The organism is Thermodesulfovibrionia bacterium (genome assembly GCA_030646035.1).
Taxonomy (GTDB): domain Bacteria; phylum Nitrospirota; class Thermodesulfovibrionia; order UBA6902; family UBA6902; genus JACQZG01.
This window is the reverse complement of the sequence record JAUSMY010000046.1, coordinates 1-19,024: the sequence shown is the minus strand read 5'-3', so window position 1 is coordinate 19,024 and position 19,024 is coordinate 1. Positions and strand designations below refer to the sequence as shown.

17 protein-coding genes and 1 rRNA gene are annotated in these 19,024 nt (G+C 42.1%); 9 read left to right on the top strand and 9 right to left on the bottom strand.

What is annotated here, in order from left to right; translation table 11 throughout:
• Nucleotides 1–25: 25 nt before the first annotated feature.
• The 7 genes from Q7U10_07010 to tilS all read right to left on the bottom strand — a co-directional run bounded on the left by Q7U10_07010 (nucleotide 26) and on the right by tilS (nucleotide 9,241).
• On the bottom strand, nucleotides 26–1,270 hold the full coding sequence (locus tag Q7U10_07010; GenBank protein MDO8282356.1) for a restriction endonuclease subunit S: 1,245 nt from the start codon (nucleotides 1,268–1,270) through the stop codon (nucleotides 26–28).
• A complete protein-coding gene (locus Q7U10_07005) occupies nucleotides 1,263–2,888 on the bottom strand; it encodes a class I SAM-dependent DNA methyltransferase (protein MDO8282355.1) in 1,626 nt (541 codons plus the stop codon). The genes Q7U10_07010 and Q7U10_07005 overlap by 8 nt, the downstream gene beginning before the upstream one ends.
• The gene (locus Q7U10_07000) at nucleotides 2,882–5,944 is read right to left on the bottom strand and encodes a type I restriction endonuclease (GenBank protein MDO8282354.1); all 3,063 of its coding nucleotides are present in this window, start codon (nucleotides 5,942–5,944) and stop codon (nucleotides 2,882–2,884) included. Before Q7U10_07000 ends, Q7U10_07005 begins: the two co-directional genes overlap by 7 nt.
• Nucleotides 5,945–6,259: 315 nt before the next feature.
• On the bottom strand, nucleotides 6,260–6,694 hold the full coding sequence (locus Q7U10_06995; GenBank protein MDO8282353.1) for a type II toxin-antitoxin system VapC family toxin: 435 nt from the start codon (nucleotides 6,692–6,694) through the stop codon (nucleotides 6,260–6,262).
• Nucleotides 6,675–6,881, bottom strand: coding sequence for a hypothetical protein (locus Q7U10_06990; GenBank protein ID MDO8282352.1), 207 nt, complete (start codon nucleotides 6,879–6,881; stop codon nucleotides 6,675–6,677). Before Q7U10_06990 ends, Q7U10_06995 begins: the two co-directional genes overlap by 20 nt.
• A gap of 95 nt (nucleotides 6,882–6,976) precedes the next feature.
• The gene (locus tag Q7U10_06985) at nucleotides 6,977–7,831 is read right to left on the bottom strand and encodes a hypothetical protein (protein ID MDO8282351.1); all 855 of its coding nucleotides are present in this window, start codon (nucleotides 7,829–7,831) and stop codon (nucleotides 6,977–6,979) included.
• A gap of 39 nt (nucleotides 7,832–7,870) precedes the next feature.
• On the bottom strand, nucleotides 7,871–9,241 hold the full coding sequence (gene tilS / locus Q7U10_06980) for a tRNA lysidine(34) synthetase TilS (protein MDO8282350.1): 1,371 nt from the start codon (nucleotides 9,239–9,241) through the stop codon (nucleotides 7,871–7,873).
• Nucleotides 9,242–9,257: 16 nt separating this feature from the next.
• Between tilS and lysA the strand changes: the two genes are divergently transcribed.
• The 9 genes from lysA to Q7U10_06935 all read left to right on the top strand — a co-directional run bounded on the left by lysA (nucleotide 9,258) and on the right by Q7U10_06935 (nucleotide 16,966).
• Nucleotides 9,258–10,514: a diaminopimelate decarboxylase gene (lysA, locus tag Q7U10_06975; GenBank protein MDO8282349.1), complete on the top strand. Its 1,257-nt coding sequence runs from the start codon at nucleotides 9,258–9,260 to the stop codon at nucleotides 10,512–10,514.
• On the top strand, nucleotides 10,511–11,335 hold the full coding sequence (gene dapF / locus Q7U10_06970) for a diaminopimelate epimerase (protein MDO8282348.1): 825 nt from the start codon (nucleotides 10,511–10,513) through the stop codon (nucleotides 11,333–11,335). Before lysA ends, dapF begins: the two co-directional genes overlap by 4 nt.
• A complete protein-coding gene (locus tag Q7U10_06965; protein ID MDO8282347.1) occupies nucleotides 11,313–11,498 on the top strand; it encodes a DNA gyrase inhibitor YacG in 186 nt (61 codons plus the stop codon). Before dapF ends, Q7U10_06965 begins: the two co-directional genes overlap by 23 nt.
• Nucleotides 11,499–12,305, top strand: a complete 807-nt coding sequence (gene dapB, locus Q7U10_06960; protein ID MDO8282346.1) for a 4-hydroxy-tetrahydrodipicolinate reductase — start codon at nucleotides 11,499–11,501, stop codon at nucleotides 12,303–12,305.
• A gap of 425 nt (nucleotides 12,306–12,730) precedes the next feature.
• Nucleotides 12,731–13,165, top strand: coding sequence for a 50S ribosomal protein L13 (rplM, locus tag Q7U10_06955; protein ID MDO8282345.1), 435 nt, complete (start codon nucleotides 12,731–12,733; stop codon nucleotides 13,163–13,165).
• Nucleotides 13,166–13,180: 15 nt separating this feature from the next.
• Entirely contained in the window at nucleotides 13,181–13,573 is a 393-nt protein-coding gene (gene rpsI / locus Q7U10_06950) for a 30S ribosomal protein S9 (protein ID MDO8282344.1), read from the top strand.
• Between the two features lie 102 nt (nucleotides 13,574–13,675).
• Entirely contained in the window at nucleotides 13,676–14,722 is a 1,047-nt protein-coding gene (gene argC, locus Q7U10_06945) for an N-acetyl-gamma-glutamyl-phosphate reductase (protein ID MDO8282343.1), read from the top strand.
• Entirely contained in the window at nucleotides 14,722–15,927 is a 1,206-nt protein-coding gene (gene argJ / locus Q7U10_06940; protein ID MDO8282342.1) for a bifunctional glutamate N-acetyltransferase/amino-acid acetyltransferase ArgJ, read from the top strand. The genes argC and argJ overlap by 1 nt, the downstream gene beginning before the upstream one ends.
• Before the next feature lie 64 nt (nucleotides 15,928–15,991).
• Entirely contained in the window at nucleotides 15,992–16,966 is a 975-nt protein-coding gene (locus Q7U10_06935) for a LysM peptidoglycan-binding domain-containing protein (protein MDO8282341.1), read from the top strand.
• A gap of 86 nt (nucleotides 16,967–17,052) precedes the next feature.
• Here Q7U10_06935 and Q7U10_06930 read toward each other — a convergent pair whose 3' ends face one another.
• Both Q7U10_06930 and Q7U10_06925 read right to left on the bottom strand, forming a co-directional pair.
• A complete protein-coding gene (locus tag Q7U10_06930; protein MDO8282340.1) occupies nucleotides 17,053–18,477 on the bottom strand; it encodes a sigma-70 family RNA polymerase sigma factor in 1,425 nt (474 codons plus the stop codon).
• Nucleotides 18,478–18,688: 211 nt separating this feature from the next.
• Nucleotides 18,689–19,024: ribosomal RNA gene (locus Q7U10_06925) — 23S ribosomal RNA — on the bottom strand; the annotation flags it as partial.

Genomic DNA, 19,024 nt, shown 5'->3' with positions numbered 1-19,024 from the left:
TACTAGTTTGTTTTGATGTCTTGCTTTAATTTACCTTCACCTGACCGTTCATCAGCATCGGCAGGAGCCAGTCGCGGAGTTCCGTCAGATGTTGTTTTTCGATTTCATTATTTATCTTCTTCTCGAAGATAGGCGCTATTATCTTTTCGAGGTCTTCCGTCAACTTTTTGGGAGGAAGCACAATGCGACTTTGTTTAAGATGATCTTGTGTAATGTGCCCCATTGTAGTCTTGCGGTTTTCAGCCATCATCTTGAAGTGCTGTAAATAATTTATCAATTGGTAGAAGTAAAACGATTTAGGGTATTTCTCAGATATTACTTTGAAAATATGTTGGTTGAGTGCGCCTTTTCCGCCAGACCATATTTGTACTTCCAAGGAAGCAGACCATGAAAACAGAACATCACCGTTTTCAATTATTGCTTTTTCGGGAATGTCAGGTCTGACAAGTTCGGAATTTTCAGTAAGACCATCTCGCATTTCTTTTATTTTGATAACTCGCAAGAACCCTTTACCTGTTGGTCTAAATTTTTGACAGGGCAAGCCGTTCATGTAATCAGCAATGTCTAATAGTGTACCTACTTCCCACCCCTCCGGAATCTCTCTCTTCAACTCCTCATTCCAGACCATCTTCCCGCCACTGGTTTTGTAGGATTTGCCTTTAGCATTGGGAAAATCAAACTGCACAAACCAATAGTCGTACAATGTTTTTGCCATAGACTCCAGCTCGACGTTGATGCGCTGGTTGAGTTCGATTTTTGCGTCCAGTGCGGAGAGGACTGCGGCGATCTTTTGCTGGGTGGGAAGAGATGGAAGACTAACAATTACATCATATATTCTGTCGGGGGAAGTATGCTTTACTTTTGAGCCAGAAGAACTGCTACTGAGTTGTCGGCGAACGCTTTTGGTATTTAACAAGTGATACAGGAATAATTTGTCAATTTCATTGCTATCCACTGTTACCAAGCCAATTCGTTGATTATGAAGGAAGCGATTATCTTCTGGAACAATTGCAGAACTACCTAATAAGCCTTCGGCTTGTTCAGTCATTGCAACTATCAAATCACCTTGATTGCAAATGTAATCTGACGGTATCTCTCCACTGTAAAACTTTGCTTTACTTGGGTCAAACTTGAAGCCTCCAGTTTCATGAAAATTACCAGGCGTTAATACAACATAATCTCCCTCTGAAGAAAAGAGTTCACCTTTGAACGCGAAGCCATGCTTAATTTTGATTTTATCTCGCAGGGTAGTTACTGCCAGTTTACCCATACTTCAATCCGCCCAATTGCTTCTTGATTTCCTTCTCCAAATCCTTCGACTCTGCAAACAGTGAATCCAGACTCTTCTTGAAGCCGTCCATCTTGGCGGTGAATTGCTTGGGAGTAATGTCGGTGTATTCAATCTTCACATCAAAATACTGTCCCGCGCTAAAGGAGTAGTTCTTCTCTTTGATCTGCTCATAAGAAACCACAACCGTGAAATCCTCTACGGCTTTGTGTTTATTAAAGGTATTAATGATTAAATCTTCCTCTTCAGATGAGAGCAGGGTTTTCTGATTCTTGCCTTCCTTTACGGTAGTGCCGAGCTTAGATGCGTCCATCAGCACAATATCGCCTTTGGTATTGGCTTTGTCTAAAAATAATATGGACACATTCGTGCCTGTAGTAGCGAAAATATTGCTCGGCATAGATAACACACCGCGCAGCATCTTCTCTTCTACCAGCTTCTCACGGATCTTCTTTTCAATACCGCTTTGCGCAGTGATAAATCCGGTAGGCACAACAACAGCTGCTTTACCTTTAGAAGACAGTGAAAAGATAATGTGCTGAATAAAAAGCAGATAGATTGCCATCTTGTCTTTACTCTTAGGCGTTATCTTTGGAATGCCTGCAAAAAAGCGGTCATGGTTTTGCTTGGAGTCCAGATCATTTCTGAAGTCGCTAAAATCCAGTTTAAAAGGCGGATTTGATGCAATGTAATCAAAGGTCATCAACTTGTTGCTAACCTTGTGATAAGGTTCTTTTAATGTATTGCCTTGAATAATATTCTGAATAGAGTGCACCAGGTTATTTAAGATCAAATTTAATCGCAGCATACTGCTCGACTTCTGAGAAATATCCTGAGAATAAATAGTACAGCGGTCTTCGCCAATAGCATGAGCCAGATTCATCAGCAAAGTACCCGAACCTGCCGCTGGATCGTAGCATGTAACATTCTTAACAGGCTTATCCACCAATATGGAGGCCATGATCTTTGAAACCGCATGAGGCGTGAAGTATTCAGCATACTTCCCGCCGCCGTCTTTGTTGTAATCCTTGATCAGGTATTCAAAAATAGTAGAGAAGAAGTCGAACTTCTGATCGAAGATCTTCTCAAAGCTGAAATTCACCAGCGGGTTGATGATGGCGCGGCAGAAATTGTCCCGTTGTGAGCTGTCTGTGATGTAATTACTCAGTTCATCAAACAACGTGATCTTTGCGCCTGTGCCTGTTTTGACCGAGAATATTTCATTGTTGAAGATGGCTATGTCACGCAATGTGTCATCAAAGAGTTTCGCAAATTCCTCTTGATTCTGTTTATTGTGCAGAGATGATAAGTAATGTTCACTTTTGAGTTTGGCGCTGTCAGCGCTCATCTTCATCAGGAGCATATCATATTGCTTGTCCGAGTATTTGGCGATCTCCTGCTCCCAGTTCTCCGCGTTCTTCAATTTGGGATCAAGCCTTTTTACTTCATGGCTGAACTTGTCATTCATGAACTTATAAAGAAACACCTGTGTGATGATCTTAAATTCATTCCCATCATTTCCCAAACCATAAGAGGTGCAAACACCCTTCAGGCTGTCAATCAGTTCTTTTGTTTGTGCTGTAAAATCCTGAGTTACCATCGTTGCGTTCCCTGATATTCTCTCATATATTCCTTTGCCAAAGCGGCATTAATATATCTGGCTGAGTCCGGCTCCAGTTCAATTTTAACTTTTTCAAAACTACCAATCACCATCTGCATCAGCAGTTGTTCAAAATAACTTTCATTCTCTAATAATTTTGTATTGATCAATACTCTCTCGTCAGTCTGTTTCTTTATGTCCATCAGCGTGTCGCATATTTCACTCTCTCTTTTGGAGATATTGCCTTTTTCCAATATGCGTTTATGAGTGCGGGCATATTTAGCGTCATTCTCGTATTTAGCTTTTAGCAGGTTATTCTTACGGTTGAGTTCAGTGACCTTATCAAATATCTGCTGCAAAGAGCCGATGTTATTTTTCATGTCATCCTGTGAAATTTCATCCAGATTCTTCTTGTTAAATAACCGCTTTAGTTCTTCATATAAAGAAATAAATTCAGGGTCTGCCGGATCAAAATTCCCATTTAACGCTTCACGGGTTTTGCTAAGCATATCTTTTAGTTGATCGGCAATTACCATTTCTGATTCTGATACCTTGCGGAACATAAAGAGCACATTTTCCAGTGCTACATTCAGCAGGTTCGTAGTGTCTACATTGTTCTCAACAGCTTCTTTCAGGTTCAGCAGATCCAAATGTCTTGCGGTCTCATTGAGCAGTTGGTTTAATTTCTTAAAATCAACTTTCTCCAGTAATTCAAAATGGCCATAGAGCCGGATGATGTTGTAAAGATTTCTTGCGTTCTCTAAAGCCTTCTTGATCTCTAAAACCTTTTTACGGTCTTGAATCTGACTGATCTGCTGTGAGAATAATTCAGCATTGTTTAAATCGTAATGAAAGAGCGCTTCCTTGATGTCTTTAATCTCTTCTTCAATCTCTTCTCTAGATTTAAAGAGGTTGGAATATGTATTCATTTCATCGCCAAGCTCTAATTGCAACTCGTCCAGATAGGCTTTATTGGTGGCGTCAAATTCATTGCGTATATCCGCAAAATCAACAACGTAACCATATCTAAATTGTTTATAGGGACGATTTACCCTTGTGAGCATCTGCAATAAATTATGGTCTTTTATGATCCGTCCGATATAAAGTTTCTTCAGGCGTTTAGCATCAAAGCCTGTGAGCAGCATGTTGTAGACAAACAGGAAATCAATTTTCCCATCTTTAAAATCTTCTACTTCTCTTTTGCGGTCATCTTTGGTGCCGATATCATGTAATATTAAGGCGGCTGTCAGGCTGTCATTATATTCAGTACGTGATTCTGCTACCTTTGGATAAGATTGAGCCGGTTCACATACTTTTTGAATTGCATTATATTTGTCCATGAAGATCTCAAATAATTTCTTTGCCTGATCTGCACTGTCACAAACAACCATTCCGCCAATTGTATCGTCTCCAAATCGTATTCTGCTTTTTAAGAAGTCCTGAACAATATAGTCAAGCATGGGTTCTGCAAACTTTTTATGAGCGTAAATAATTCGTTTATCCGCGTCGCCTTTTAAAATCTCAACTTCTTTCAGAGCCTGTTCTAATTGAATTTTATATTTCGTCTCAATGCCTTCACGAATTAGTTTCAGTGTATAACCATCAGCGATAGAGGCGTTGTAATAATAAGTATGGATGTAGCCTCCGAAGGTGTCGCGGGAACGTCTGTCACTTCCAATAAGAGGAGTTCCCGTCAAGCCAATCAAAACAGCATCTCTATCTGAGCTAATTAGGTTGGCTAAAAAACTTCCTGTCGGGTTATAGCTGCGGTGAACTTCATCAAGGAAGTAAACCCGCTGAGTCTTGATGTCATAATCGTCAGCCTTTAATACGTCGGTATCGTCTTTAAATTTCTGAATATTAACTACGGTGATCTCTCGTTTCCCGCTAAAATTATGTATCGCCTGTTTTAATCTAAAATTAATTACCAGTTCTTCTTTTGAATTAACCGTATGAACAGTTAAGCCACGGCTCTTGAATTCACGACTTGCCTGATTCATCAGGTCAATGCGGTCAACTATAAAATAGAATTTAGGCACAACACCTTTGCGCTGAAAATAATCTGTTAAGTATTGAACATTATAAAATGCAAGCGCCGTCTTCCCGCTTCCCTGTGTGTGCCAGATAATTCCTTTTTTAATACCGCTTTCAAGCGTGCGTTCAATCGCCTTGGTAGCAAAGAATTGCGGATAACGCATAATGTGCTTCTCAAGACCGGTCTCACTATGAACATAAGCAAAGCTATACTTCAACAGCATTGCAAGACGGTCTTTGCAAAATAAGGAAGTCAATATGCGATTGGTAGGATTGTGTGGGTCTTTATTGGTGATGAATTCAGGAGAGTGTTTAATAGCAGTAAGGTTATTGTCCTTTAATATAAAATTTTCCAGCTCATCATCCTCTGGCTTAAGCAGCTTCGCTAAATCAAATTTTTCTTCTTCTCTGAAACAGTTAAAGTTCGCATTAGAATAGGCGGTTGAAGAATAGAACGCACCTTGAATGGGTTCTATGGATTCCGTGTCATACTCCATGTTATTTGAGAAGACAAGGACTTGCGAAATGTTAATGAATTTTCGGAACTTCTTGTTTTTGAATCGGGTATTGATCCGGTCTCTTTCAGCAAGAATACCTTCATGATTATTCGGTTTTTTCACCTCTACAAACGCAAGAGGCATCCCATTCACTAAAAGAGTTATATCCGGTCGAAATTCATCATCGCCATTTTTATAAGTAAGCTCGGTAACAACATGGAATGAGTTATTGCTAAAGTTTTTGAAGTCAATCAGCTTAACCCCTGAAGTCGCATTAAGCATCTTGGAAAATGCCTCTCCCAAATCTTCATTGTCTAAAGCCAGCGATACATCCTCGAAAACCCTTTTTACCTCGCTTGCGTCAATATCGGGGTTAATGCGACGAATGCTTTCGGCAAAAATGTCAGTGAAAATATTGGTGCTTTCATCCCGCTTCGCCCTTGATAGAGAGAGGTAGTCATACCCCAATTTGCACAGGTGCAATATTGCAGGGATTTTTACTCTGGTATTTTCGTTAAAAGACATAGTTATTAGATTAATCCCATGAAGATGTAAATCTTTATAAATTGCGTCATTGTCGTCTCTTGCTTTCCCGTTATTATATACGCAGCTGGTTAATTTTACTCAAGAAAAATGGGTGAACGGAAGCGGGAAAGCAAAGGCTCTGGATTTTTAATAGGGGGCGGGAATGACAAGATGGAGAAGATTTAAAGTATTGTGAAATCCCCCCTGACCCCCCTTTTACAAAGTGGGGATAAAAAAAGACGGAGTTACTGCCCCTTAACCGCCTTCTTCAACTCCCGCACTATCTCTTTCACCGACTCATTGCTGACCTTTCCCTTACCGCCCATAGATACGAAAATCCACAAACTCACGTATTCTCACAAAATCCTTTTCATTTTTTGTAAGCACAAACGCTCCGATTCTCCGGGCAGAGCAGGCGATAAGAATATCATTTTGCAGACGGGAAAGATATGTTGAGTCATACCTGTATTTTTTTCTGTTCTTCGCGATGATGCCGCCGGTTTGACGCCAGTCCTCGTCGTTGGGGACTATCAGTCTTCCGACATTCTGAAAGGTGTGATACAACTTGTCCAGAAGCTTAATGGACTGGCTGTCATGCGCTCCGGCGTAAAGTTCAGAAACGACAACCGAACTCATGTATAGTAATGGCGCGGATGTCTCATTGAAAACCGCAGGATGCGCGATTCCCTGATTTATAAAAGGGATATATATCGAGGTGTCGCAGATAACCTTAAGCGGATATTCTGCCAAAAATGTCCTCTATCTTCCCCTTACCCTTTACTCCGGCAAGCGCTTTATGAATTTTCTCGTTGGCAATCACCATATCAAGGGCTTTATTGATTGCCTCTGTATCGGTAGCGGCATGGGTAATCCGCCTGACCATCTCGATTTTGCCGGGTTCAAGAAGAAACTGTTTTCTTACTTTTGCTGCCTGCATATTTTACCACCTCCATGATGTGTATAGTATACAATAACATACACACAAATAGGCAGTTAACTGGGAAATCTGTCTTGAGGTTAAAACTTAATAGATTACTGCCCCTTAACCGCCTTCTTCAACTCCCGCACTATCTCCTTCACCGACTCATTACTGACCTTTCTTGAGAACCGGATCTTATCAATGAAATGCAGGTCATAGACTATCTGGATCAGGTCACCCTTCTGAATAACGCTGTGAGGCGGCATGTCATACATCTCTGCGTACTTGTCCCTGATATCAAAGACCTTTCTGAAGACAGCCTTCTCCTTATACTGAAGCCTGCTGTATCCGCTGATCTTTCTGTACTTGTCCTCAGGGTCTCTGGTGTAATCCTTGTTCTGGATCTGAAGGTTCTTCAGGAAGAACGGCTCCATCAGCTTCTTGGCGTAGAGCTTTGCCAGAATGATATCCTTCAATGCAAAGAGATGTATCACATCATTGAGCGCATAATGTATCGCCTCTTCCTCTATAGGCCTGTTTATCCAGTTATGCTGCTGATACTTCCTCTTCTCTTCGAGCACGATGCCGAGTTCAAAAGCGATTATGGAATGAAGGTCCTTCTTCTCATATTCGAGCAGCTCTGTAGCCGGCCTAAGGTCTAATATCGATTTTATATCTATGTTAGCTGAGTTCTTGAGCAAGGAGAGATCACTGCCAGCGTCATACATCATCTTCAGGATGCTTGAATCCTCAAAGAGCATTTTGAGTGTGTCCTTGCCGATATTCAACGGATCAATGATGACACTGTCCACTCCGTCAAATATCTGCACCAGGCATAACCTCTCACCATAGGCGTGGAGGTTAGACTCTGCCTCAATATCCAGGGCGATAATATGAAGCCCCTTCTCTTTAAACTTCTTCAGATATAATTGAAGCCCTGTCTCGTTTTCAATATAGATGTAATTCATAGTTATCTAATATACAGGCGGAACAGGCTGTCGGGCAAGTCATGCAGAAACGACCTTCAGAACCAGGAACTTCCTTGTCCCCTCTTTTGCCTTAAACCTTTCATCCATTCTGCAGCCTGCGACCCAGATGATATCTGCTCCTGAAACAATGATAGGCACAGTGTCTCTCTGCTCCCTTGGAACCTTCTCATCCACAAAGAAATCCTGAAGCTTCTTTCTCTTGCCAAAGCCTGCGGGATAAAAGAAATCCCCGTCCTTTCTCATGCGAACCTGAAGCGGCAAGGTGAGGCTGCCATAGTCAAGGACAGCAATATACCTCCCATCTGTTTCTTCTGGTTTATCAACCAGTTGCGCCAAAAGCCTTAAACCGTTTTCACCCAAGATTATCTCGCCCGGAATATCAATATTCTGCGTCTTAATGCCTTCAGTCGTCTCTCTGGTAAAGAGAAGCGTTGAGTACCCTTTTAACGCCCTGATGCCTTTGGGAAGGTTTATCATATCACCGCTCTTGCACTCCTTAACAAGATGGATGATGTCATCGATATGAACCAGTTCAATGCCCCTTTCAGCGCCTATCTCAGCCAGCACCCTCCGAAGCACCCTTCTCAAAATCGCTTTCTCAATGTTCATCAGAGGGATAAGAAAAAGCTCGATCGACTCATCTGTCTTTCTTGTGATAAGCCTCATCATCGTCTTTGTGGTCTTTATCTCAAGGTATTCATCCTCACCCCTTAATATCTCAGCTGTCCTGTTGATGCTCTCTATTACAGAAGGGTTCTCATCCTTCAGCAAAGGAAATATCTCCAGCCGCAGCCGATTGCGTGAGTAGTCTCTTTTCAGGTTGGAAGAATCTGTCATATATGAAATATTTTTCCGGGAGAGGAATGATTCTATATCCTTTCTCTCAATATCTATCAAAGGCCTGATAATGCTTCCGCGCACAGGCGGCATTCCTGAGAGCCCTTTTCTGCCTGCTCCTCTAATGAGCCTCATCAAGACCGTCTCTGCCTGATCATCCGCGTTATGTGCGATTGCAATACATGCGGCATTAACCTTATAAGCAATCCTCTCAAACGCATCATACCGCAGCTCTCTGGCAGCCTCCTGAAGATTAAGCTTATTTGACTCTGAATGCTGCCTTGTCTCAACAGGCTCAACATAAAACTTTATACCCAGATCATCACAAAGGCGTCTGCAAAATGCCTCTTCCTCAATGTTCTCTTTGGGACGCAGGCCGTGGTTTACATAAAGGGCGTGCAGAGAGAGATTGAAATTGTCCTTGAGTTCATCTAAAATAACCGTTAAGCAGACAGAGTCAGGACCGCCGGACAGCCCTATGAGAAGACTGTCTCCATGTTGAAGCATCGAATATCTCTTTATAGTTTTAAGAGCCTTTTCTTTAAGATCCATAGGAAGATTATAACTCATGCATGACTTTAAATATAAAAATTCAAAACTCTACGCTGAAAATGTTCCGGTTGAAAGGATAGCCAGAGAGATCGGCACTCCGGTATACATCTACAGCCATGATACCTTCCTCAGGCACCTGAACGCCTACAAAGATGCTTTTGACGGCCGCAGTCATATAATCTGTTTTGCGCTTAAGGCAAACTCCAACCTTGCGATACTGAAGCTCCTTGCAAAGAATGGTTCAGGCGCGGACGTCGTATCAGGCGGTGAGCTTTACCTTGCATTGAAGGCTGGGATCCCTGCAAAGAAGATAGTCTATGCAGGCGTCGGCAAGACTGATGATGAGATAACTTATGCGCTTAATTCAAAGATACTCATGTTCAATGTCGAATCATTTGACGAGCTGAAGGCGATAAACAGGGTCGCGAAAAAACTGAATGTCAAAGCTCCGATAGCACTCAGGGTCAACCCTGACATCGACCCAAAGACACATCCATATATATCAACCGGATTAAAAGAGAGCAAGTTCGGCATCCCCATCAAAGACGCCCTTGAACACTATGCCCTTGCAAAGAGGCTTTCAAATATTGAGATACTCGGAATACATAAGCACATCGGTTCCCAGATAACTCAAATAAGGCCGTTCGTTGACGCCTTAAAGAAGATCCTCATACTTGCTGATAGCCTGAGAGCAAAAGGTATCAATATAAAGAACCTCGACATAGGCGGCGGGCTCGGGATACCTTATAATAATGAAGAACCTCCTCATCCCAAAGACCTCTCAAAGGCGATACTTCCTCTTCTTAATAAATATGACTTCAACCTTATACTTGAGCCGGGAAGATCTATCGCAGGCAATGCCGGGATACTTGTGACAAAGGCGCTTTATATAAAAGAGCATGCGGATAAAGAGTTCGCAGTTGTAGACGCAGGCATGAACGACCTGATCAGGCCGAGCCTATATAATGCATTCCATAATATTATCCCGGTCAAAAAGAATAGCCGCAAGAAGGTCTCAACGGATATCGTAGGCCCAATATGTGAATCAGGCGATTTTCTCGGCAAGAACAGAACGATGAACCGTGTCATGCCCGGCGACCTGCTCGCAGTGATGAGCGCGGGCGCATACGGCTTTACAATGAGTTCAACCTACAACAGCAGGCCGAGGATTGCTGAAGTCATAGTCAAGGGCGATAAATACTTTGTCATCAGAGAGAGAGAAGACAACAAGGTCCTTGAGAGAGGCATCAAGATACCGGAGTTTTTAAAATGAAACTCGCATTCACTAAAATGCACGGGCTCGGCAATGACTTTGTTGTCATTGACAACAGGAATGGCAGGATCAAAAACCTGAAGAAGCTTGCGCTTAAACTCTGCGACCGCAGGTTCGGAATCGGAGCTGATCAATTGATCATCCTCGGCAGCTCTAAAAAGGCTGACTTTAAGATGGGCATCATCAATGCCGACGGCTCAGAGGTCGAGATGTGCGGCAACGGCATAAGATGCCTTGCGAAATATATATGGGACAATAATATCGGAAGTGAAAAGCTGGCGATAGAAACTCTTGCAGGTATAATGTATCCAGAAAAGGCAGGTTCACTGATCAAGGTTGATATGGGAGAGCCGATTTTAGACCCTGAAAAAATACCTGTGAAGCTTAAACCATCAACTATTATTGACCATCCCCTAAAGCTGAAAGATAAAACCTTTAGGATTACCTGCGTATCAATGGGAAATCCGCATGCTGTTATTGTTGTGAAGGATGTTGATTCTGCTCCTGTTGAAACTATCGGCCCTGAAATAGAGAATCACAAACTCTTTCCGAAAAGGACTAATGTCGAGTTTATACAAATCCTGAACAGGAAGAATATCAAGATGCGGGTATGGGAAAGAGGCGCAGGCGAGACCATGGCATGCGGCACTGGAGCATCAGCGGTTGCGGTAGCCGCCTCACTTCTTGAACTTGCTGATAGAAGGGTCACTATCCATCTTAAAGGCGGTAAGCTTCTCATTGACTGGTCAAAAAAAGACAACCACGTATATATGACAGGTCCTGCAGTGAAGGTATTTGATGGAGCGGTTGATGAAGATTAAATGCCCATATTGCAAAAAGGATACAACATGGGAGGAAAACCCTCACAGGCCCTTCTGTTCCGAGAGGTGCAAGCTTATCGACCTCGGCAAATGGGCGTCCGGAGAATATAAAATAGAGGGAAAGCTTGATGACGAATCAGATCCATCAGAAAAGGAGAATTAAATGGTTAATATAATTATATCCGGTGCTGCAGGGAAAATGGGGAAAAGAATACTTGCGCTTGCAAATGACCATGATGAGATAAAGATCGTCGGGGCACTCGAGTATAAGGGCCATCCAAAGATCGGCTCTGATATCGGGGAGACGGCAGGGATCGGGAATATCGGCGTTACACTTTCAGCTGATCTTAATGACATCAAAGAAAAAGCCGATGTGCTGATCGATTTCTCCAATCCTGAAACAACTGTGGCAATAACTAAGGCCGCTGCTGCAAAAGGCATCGCAATGGTCATAGGAACAACAGGGCTTACATTTGAGCAAACGGCTTCTATCAAGTCCCATACTGATAAGATCCCATGTGTGCTTTCGCCTAATATGAGCGTCGGGATCAATCTTCTTTTGAAAATACTTAAGGATATCGCCGAGGTCCTTGGAGATGACTATGATGTTGAGGTCATAGAAGCACACCACAGACTTAAGAAAGATGCCCCATCAGGCACTGCCATACGCCTTGCACAGGTCCTCGCTGATGCCCTTGGGAGGGATCTTGAAAAGACCGCTGTCTATACGAGAAAAGGGATCATAGGCGAAAGGACAAAAAAAGAGATCGGGATGCAGACCATCCGGGCCGGTGATATTGTAGGTGATCATACTGTACTATTCGGCGGTATCGGCGAAAGGATCGAGATAACTCACAAGGCATCAAGCAGGGACACATTCGCAGGCGGTGCCATCAAAGCAGCCCTGTGGGTTGCCGGTAAAGAACCGGATTTGTACGACATGCAGGATGTATTGGGGCTCAAGAAATAGATTGACTGTCGTTTAAGTTATTATATTATTCCGCTTTGCCTCTTTAGCTGTGAATGTGTTAAAGTTTTATACAGTTACACTATACTTTTGGGAGTTAGGGAATGAAGAGTGAAGAAAAGGACCGTTTTAAATGCAATGCCTGCGGAGGGCCGCTTAAGCTCTCCATCGGCTGAAGAGGGACAAGTCTGAACTGCATGGATTGCAGACAAAGTTATTCAATTCAGGAATACATCCACGAGATGGAAGATGTGGACTGGGCAAAACTGTCCTGCCAACCTTGTGACAGGGCATGATCCTCTACACTAAGCATTAAATAACGCCTTAATGTTTTTATTATGTTATCCTTCCTGACTTATTGACAAATAAAGAACATATAACATAATATATATGTTCAAATAATTTACTATATTTAGATCTGAGGAAATATGAAAACTGTATTTACAAAAAAGAGCGATGTAGACACAAAATGGTATGTTGTTGATGCTGATGGGCAGGTACTGGGAAGGCTGGCTTCAAGGGTAGCTTCAGTGCTCAGAGGCAAGACCAAACCAATATACACCCCTAATGCTGATACAGGTGATGGTGTTATCATCATAAATGCCGGCAAGATCCAGCTTACAGGCAACAAGCTTGTGCAGAAGGTATACTATCACCACACCGGTTATCCGGGTGGAATAAAGAAAGAGACCGCAAAAGACCTTATAAAGCTTAACCCTGAAAAGCTCCTTACCACTGCGATCCGCGGGATGCTTCCTAAAAATACTCTCGGCAGGGAACAGATAAAGAAACTAAAGGTCTACAGCGGCACAGACCATCCTCATGTAGCACAAAATCCTGAACCATTAACTTTGACCAAATAAGGAGTTTTTTAGAACATGGCAGAGATATTATATAACGCAACCGGAAGAAGAAAAAATTCTATTGCGCAAGTTTTCCTGAAACCTGGCCCCGGAAATATCACAATCAACAAAAAACCACTTGTGGAGTATTTTCCTTTAGATACAATGAAGATGATAGTTCTTCAGCCGTTAAATTCTGTTGCGGTCAACGGCAAGTATGATGTCAATGTCAGGGTAAAGGGCGGAGGAGTAACCGGACAGGCCGGCGCTATCAAGCACGGCATAGCCAGAGCGCTCATTAAGATCAATTCCGATTTCAGGGGACCGCTTAAAAAAGAGGGCTTCTTAACGAGAGACCCACGTGCGGTCGAGAGAAAGAAGTACGGCCAAAAGGGTGCAAGGGCACGCTTCCAGTTCTCAAAGAGATAATTAATAAACCGTGACCAGTGAAGCGTATTGCGTATCTAGTTAGATTTCTATCTGAAGCTTTTATTAATATCACTCATAACTGATTACACATACGGTCTTTAAATGTTAAAAGTTGCTATCTTAGGAGGCAGTGGATATACAGGTGGTGAACTCTTCAGGATTCTGCAGCACCACCCGCATGTCAAGATAGCAGCTGTCACTTCAGAACGTCTGGCAGGTTCATCCATATCTGATCTATTCCTTCACTCAAGAGATTCCATTCTCAAGCTTGAAAAACTGCATCTTGCAACACTTACAAACAAAGCCGATCTCTTTTTTCTCTGTCTCCCTCACAAGACCTCTCAGCCGGTTGTTGCATATCTTCATGAAGCAGGTAAAAAGGTTATAGACCTTTCAGCTGACTTCAGACTGAAGAGCGCCAGAACATATCAGAAGTGGTACGGCACCAAACATATCTGTCAGCCCCTTCTCAAAAAAGCTGTTTACGGCCTTCCCGAGGTCAATAGGGAAAAGATAAGATCTGCATCGATAATCGCTAACCCTGGCTGTTACCCTACATCTATAGTCCTTGCCCTGGCTCCTATAATTAACAAAGATTTTGTTGATACTGATTCCATTATTATAGATTCAAAATCAGGTGTCTCAGGAGCTGGCAGAAATCCTTCACAACCCTTCATGTTCTGTGAAGTAAATGAGTCTGTCAAAGCATATGCTGTAAGCAACCATAGACATACTCCTGAAATAGAGCAGGAGCTGAATCATATTTCAGGGAAGAAGATCAAGATAATTTTCACTCCGCACCTGATCCCTATGGACAGGGGGATGCTCAGCACCACTTACATCCGCATTAAAGACGGCATGAACCTGTCAAAGATTCAGCAGATCTACAGGAACTTTTATAAAAACGAACCTTTTGTCAGAGTTCTTAATAATGGAATTTATCCGACCACAAAGGCTGTAAAAGGAAGCAACTTCTGCGACATATCTGTATTCCTTGACAAGCGAAGCCATAGCCATAATACACTCATCATTATAAGCGCAATCGACAACCTTCTGAAAGGGGCTTCAGGCCAAGCTGTTCAGAACATGAATATAATGTCCGGCTTCGATGAGACAGAGGGTCTTCACACCCTTCCCATATTTCCTTAATGCGCAAGCCATCTGTTAATAAGAAACTCCTTGTCCCTGGATTTATGTTCTCAGGCATATCTGTCGGAATTAAAAAGAAGACAAATAAACCTGACCTCGGAATTATATTTTCAGAAAAGCCGGCAAATATAGCAGGCGTCTTCACTACCAATAAGGTTAAAGCAGCTCCTGTCAAGCTTGATATAAAACGAATAAGATCCGGAAAGGGCCAAGCCATAATTATAAACAGCGGCAACGCCAATGCATGCACAGGTGAAACAGGTTTAAAAGACGCATCTGAGATGACAAGACTTACAGCAAAGGAACTGGGAATCAGAAACAATCTTGTCTATGTATCATCAACAGGAATAATAGGAATCCCGCTTCCGATGGCAAAGATAAGAAAGGCGATACCGGATGCTGTGAAAATGCTTTCCCCTCTTTCATTAGATAGGATCTCTTTAGCCATAATGACCACCGATACTTTTCCTAAGGTGGTTTCAAAAAAGATAAGAATCGGCAGCAAGGTCGGAACTATTGCAGGCATAGCCAAGGGGTCAGGTATGATCTCTCCGAATATGGCAACAATGCTGAGCTATATCGTCACTGATATAGATATTACACCAAAAGCTCTCGACTACGCCCTTAAAGCAGCTGTAAAACAATCATTCAACAGACTGGTAGTGGACAATGATATGAGCACAAACGATACTGTAATGATCATGGCCAACGGAATGCTCGGCAATATCCCGATAACCCGAAAATCATCTGACTACAAAGTCTTTGAAGATGCATTGATTGAACTCACATATAATCTTGCAAAAATGATAGCGATAGACGGTGAAGGCGCAACAAAACTAATCGAGGTTAAGGTCAAAGGGGCAAAAACGGAAGAGGATGCCGAAGATATTGCCAGGGCAATCGCCAGCTCTATGCTTGTCAAGACAGCCATATACGGGCAAGACCCGAACTGGGGCAGGATAATATCTGCCATAGGATATGCCGGAGTTGACATCAATGAAAACAAGATAGAAATTTATATCAATAAATGCAAGATCGTAAGCAATGGGATCAGAAACAGCAAGACTAAGATATCACGAAATTTATTCGCCAATAAAGAGATAAACATTACTGTAAACATCGGCCTTGGTAAACGATGTGCCAGCATCCTTACATGTGACCTAACTGAAAAATACATAAAGATTAACGCTGAATATTCAACTTAGCTTCAATATAATATTATTTTATGATATATTGTAACTACAGATTAAATTCCATGGAGGAATCCAAATGAAGATAAGAGCATTATTACTGGTCATTGTATTCGGGCTTATTATTAACTATGCGAGTGCAGATGATACAGAATCAAAAAACTATATCATAATAAAAGGCGATACGCTCTGGGATATCTCTAATAACGAACTGAAAGAACCTATGTTATGGCCAAAGCTTTGGCATGCCAATCCTCAAATTGCCAATCCTGACCTCATCTATCCCGGAAGCAAGATATGGATTCCAGAAGAACTTATGCGCTTGACCAAGGATACACAAAATACGGGAGATAAGACTGCTACTGATGAGCTTGAACTGGACTTCCCGGAGTTCAAACCTGTCATAGCAGAATCTTCCAAACCTGAAATTGAATATATTGTAGACAAAAACACCTACGTCTCAACCGGGTGGGTGTCAAATGAATATCAGAGTCTCGGAGAAGTATTTTTTACTAATAGAGGAAGAAATCTTTTCGGGAAGACCGAAACTGTATTTCTGAAAATCGGAAACGAAGTTTCGGTTGGTGATATGTTCTTATCTATAAGAAAGATGAAGGAAATCAAACATCCAAAGACTGGCAGCAAACTTGGATATCAGGTTAAGGTGACAGGTCTGCTTGAAGTTGTAGGGATTGAGAATAACACTACTAAAGCTATAATCATTGAAGAATATGATCATGTTGACGACGGTGATAATCTAATGGCATATATTGGATGCCCTCCGCCTGCACGTCTCATGACAGCAAGAACTCCTGACATTCATGGCTATATCGTAGGGTCAAAGCTTGACAACCATATTTCGTATAAAGGCGATATTGTTTATCTCGACAAAGGTTCTGAAGACGGTCTTGAACCAGGTGATGTCTTTTCAATTCAGGACAATGCTCCGATGGGTACTTTACAGGTTATATCCACAAGATCCAATACTGCGGCTGCCATTATACTTGATATCCAGCAGGAAGTGATGACAGGCGATACATGGGGGAAGAAATAATTACTGCATAATCACTAATAAACCGAATAAAAAAAGGGGAGCAGAATTCTGCTCCCCTTTTTTATATCTACATTATAAATAATTTTTTAGGTACTTACCAAAGTCTTAAGCGCCTTCAACCTTGTAGGGTGCTTAAGTTTTCTCAAAGCCTTTGCTTCTATCTGCCTTACCCTTTCTCTGGTGATTGCAAGATGCCTGCCGACCTCTTCAAGTGTATGATCCCTGTCTACTCCGATACCAAACCTCATTCTAATTACCTTCTCCTCTTTCGGAGTAAGGGTACCAAGTACTTTCTTGATATAACCGGATACCTCTTTTTTCTCAGCTTCTGTATAAGGTGAAGGGCTGTTTTTGTCCCCTATGAAATCTTCAAGTTCGGTATCTTCATCACCAACAGGAGTCTGAAGCGCAATAGGATCCTGGATAGCCCTAAAAACATCCTCGACTTTCTTTGTGGTGACTTCAAGTTTCTTTCCAATCTCTTCATTGGTCGGCTCTCTTCCAAGTTCCTGAGTGAGCTCTCTTGATGCCTTTGTAACCCTGTTATAAAACTCCATCATATGAACAGGCACCCTTATAGTCTTGGTCTGATCTATCAGCGCCCTTGTAATTGCCTGCCTTATCCACCACGTTGCATACGTACTGAATTTATAACCTTTTTCATACTTAAATTTATCAACAGCTTTCATAAGCCCGATATTGCCTTCCTGTATAAGATCCAGAAGAGGCAATCCTCTGCCTACATAATTTTTTGCAATGTTAACTACAAGTCTTAGATTTCTGGTGATAAGCTCACCCTTGGCCTCATGAACAAATGCTTGAACTTTAAAGATCCTGTCCCACATTAATAAAAGGTTGTCTATCTTAATCCCCACCTCTGACTCTATCTTCTTGAATGCTTTCCTCGCCTTGCTTGCTGTCTCTTCCATTTCCAGAAGCAAAGAATGTCTAACCCTCTTTTTGCTTTTTTCATGTTTTATCATTAAACCTAAGGCCTTAAGTGAACCGCCATACTTCTTCATTTTTTTATTTGATGATCTCACCTCATCAACCATGGCTCTGATCCTACTTAAGGCGAGGTCAACAACCACGTCAATCCTCTCAGATTCCTCCTCAAACACCTCAGCATCAAAAGGAATGGTCTTTTCAATTTTCTTTGTTATGGGAAGATTTAAGATGATTTCAGCAATGATACCTTTTCCTTCCTCAAGTTTCTTGGCAAGCTCAACCTCCTCCGCTTTAGTGAGTATGGAGATGTCTCCCATGGAATGAAAGTACGCCTGGACAAGATCCTCTGTCTTCTCATATCCCTGGACCTCTTCCTTCTCCAATGGCTGTGCTTCTTCATCAACAATATCAATGCCCATATCCTGCAGAAGATCCATGAGATCTTCAATTTCATCAGGACTGAAAAATTCAGAAGGAAGGGCCTCGTTTATCTCATCATACGTTAAGACGCCTTTCTTCTTACCTATTTCAATTATTTCGTCTACTATATCTCGTTCTTTCATAAGCTTATATTGAATTATGGGATGTATAACTTGAGATTATATCTGAAATTAGAGTAAAAAACAAGAATTTTAATAATAAAAATCTTCTATTAAGAAAAATGTATATTTACAGATAGTTGAATTGCAAAATTTTTACAAAAAAAAACCCACTTGTCTGTGGGCTTATGGAATAATAAAACTATTATTTAATAACTGTTAGAATTTGAGTAATGAGGTCAAGGCTCACGATCTATTAGTACTGGTTAGCTCAATCCGTCACCGAACTTACACACCCAGCCTATCAATGTGGTAGTCTACCACTGATCTTCAGTCACGCTTAAGCGTGAGGGAGACCTAATCTTGAGGTGGGCTTCCCGCTTAGATGCTTTCAGCGGTTATCCCGTCCGGACATAGCTACCCAGCATTGCCGCTGGCGCGACAACTGGAACACCAGAGGTCCGTCCATCCCGGTCCTCTCGTACTAAGGACAGCTCCTCTCAAGTCTCCAACGACCACAACAGATAGGGACCGAACTGTCTCACGACGTTCTGAACCCAGCTCGCGTACC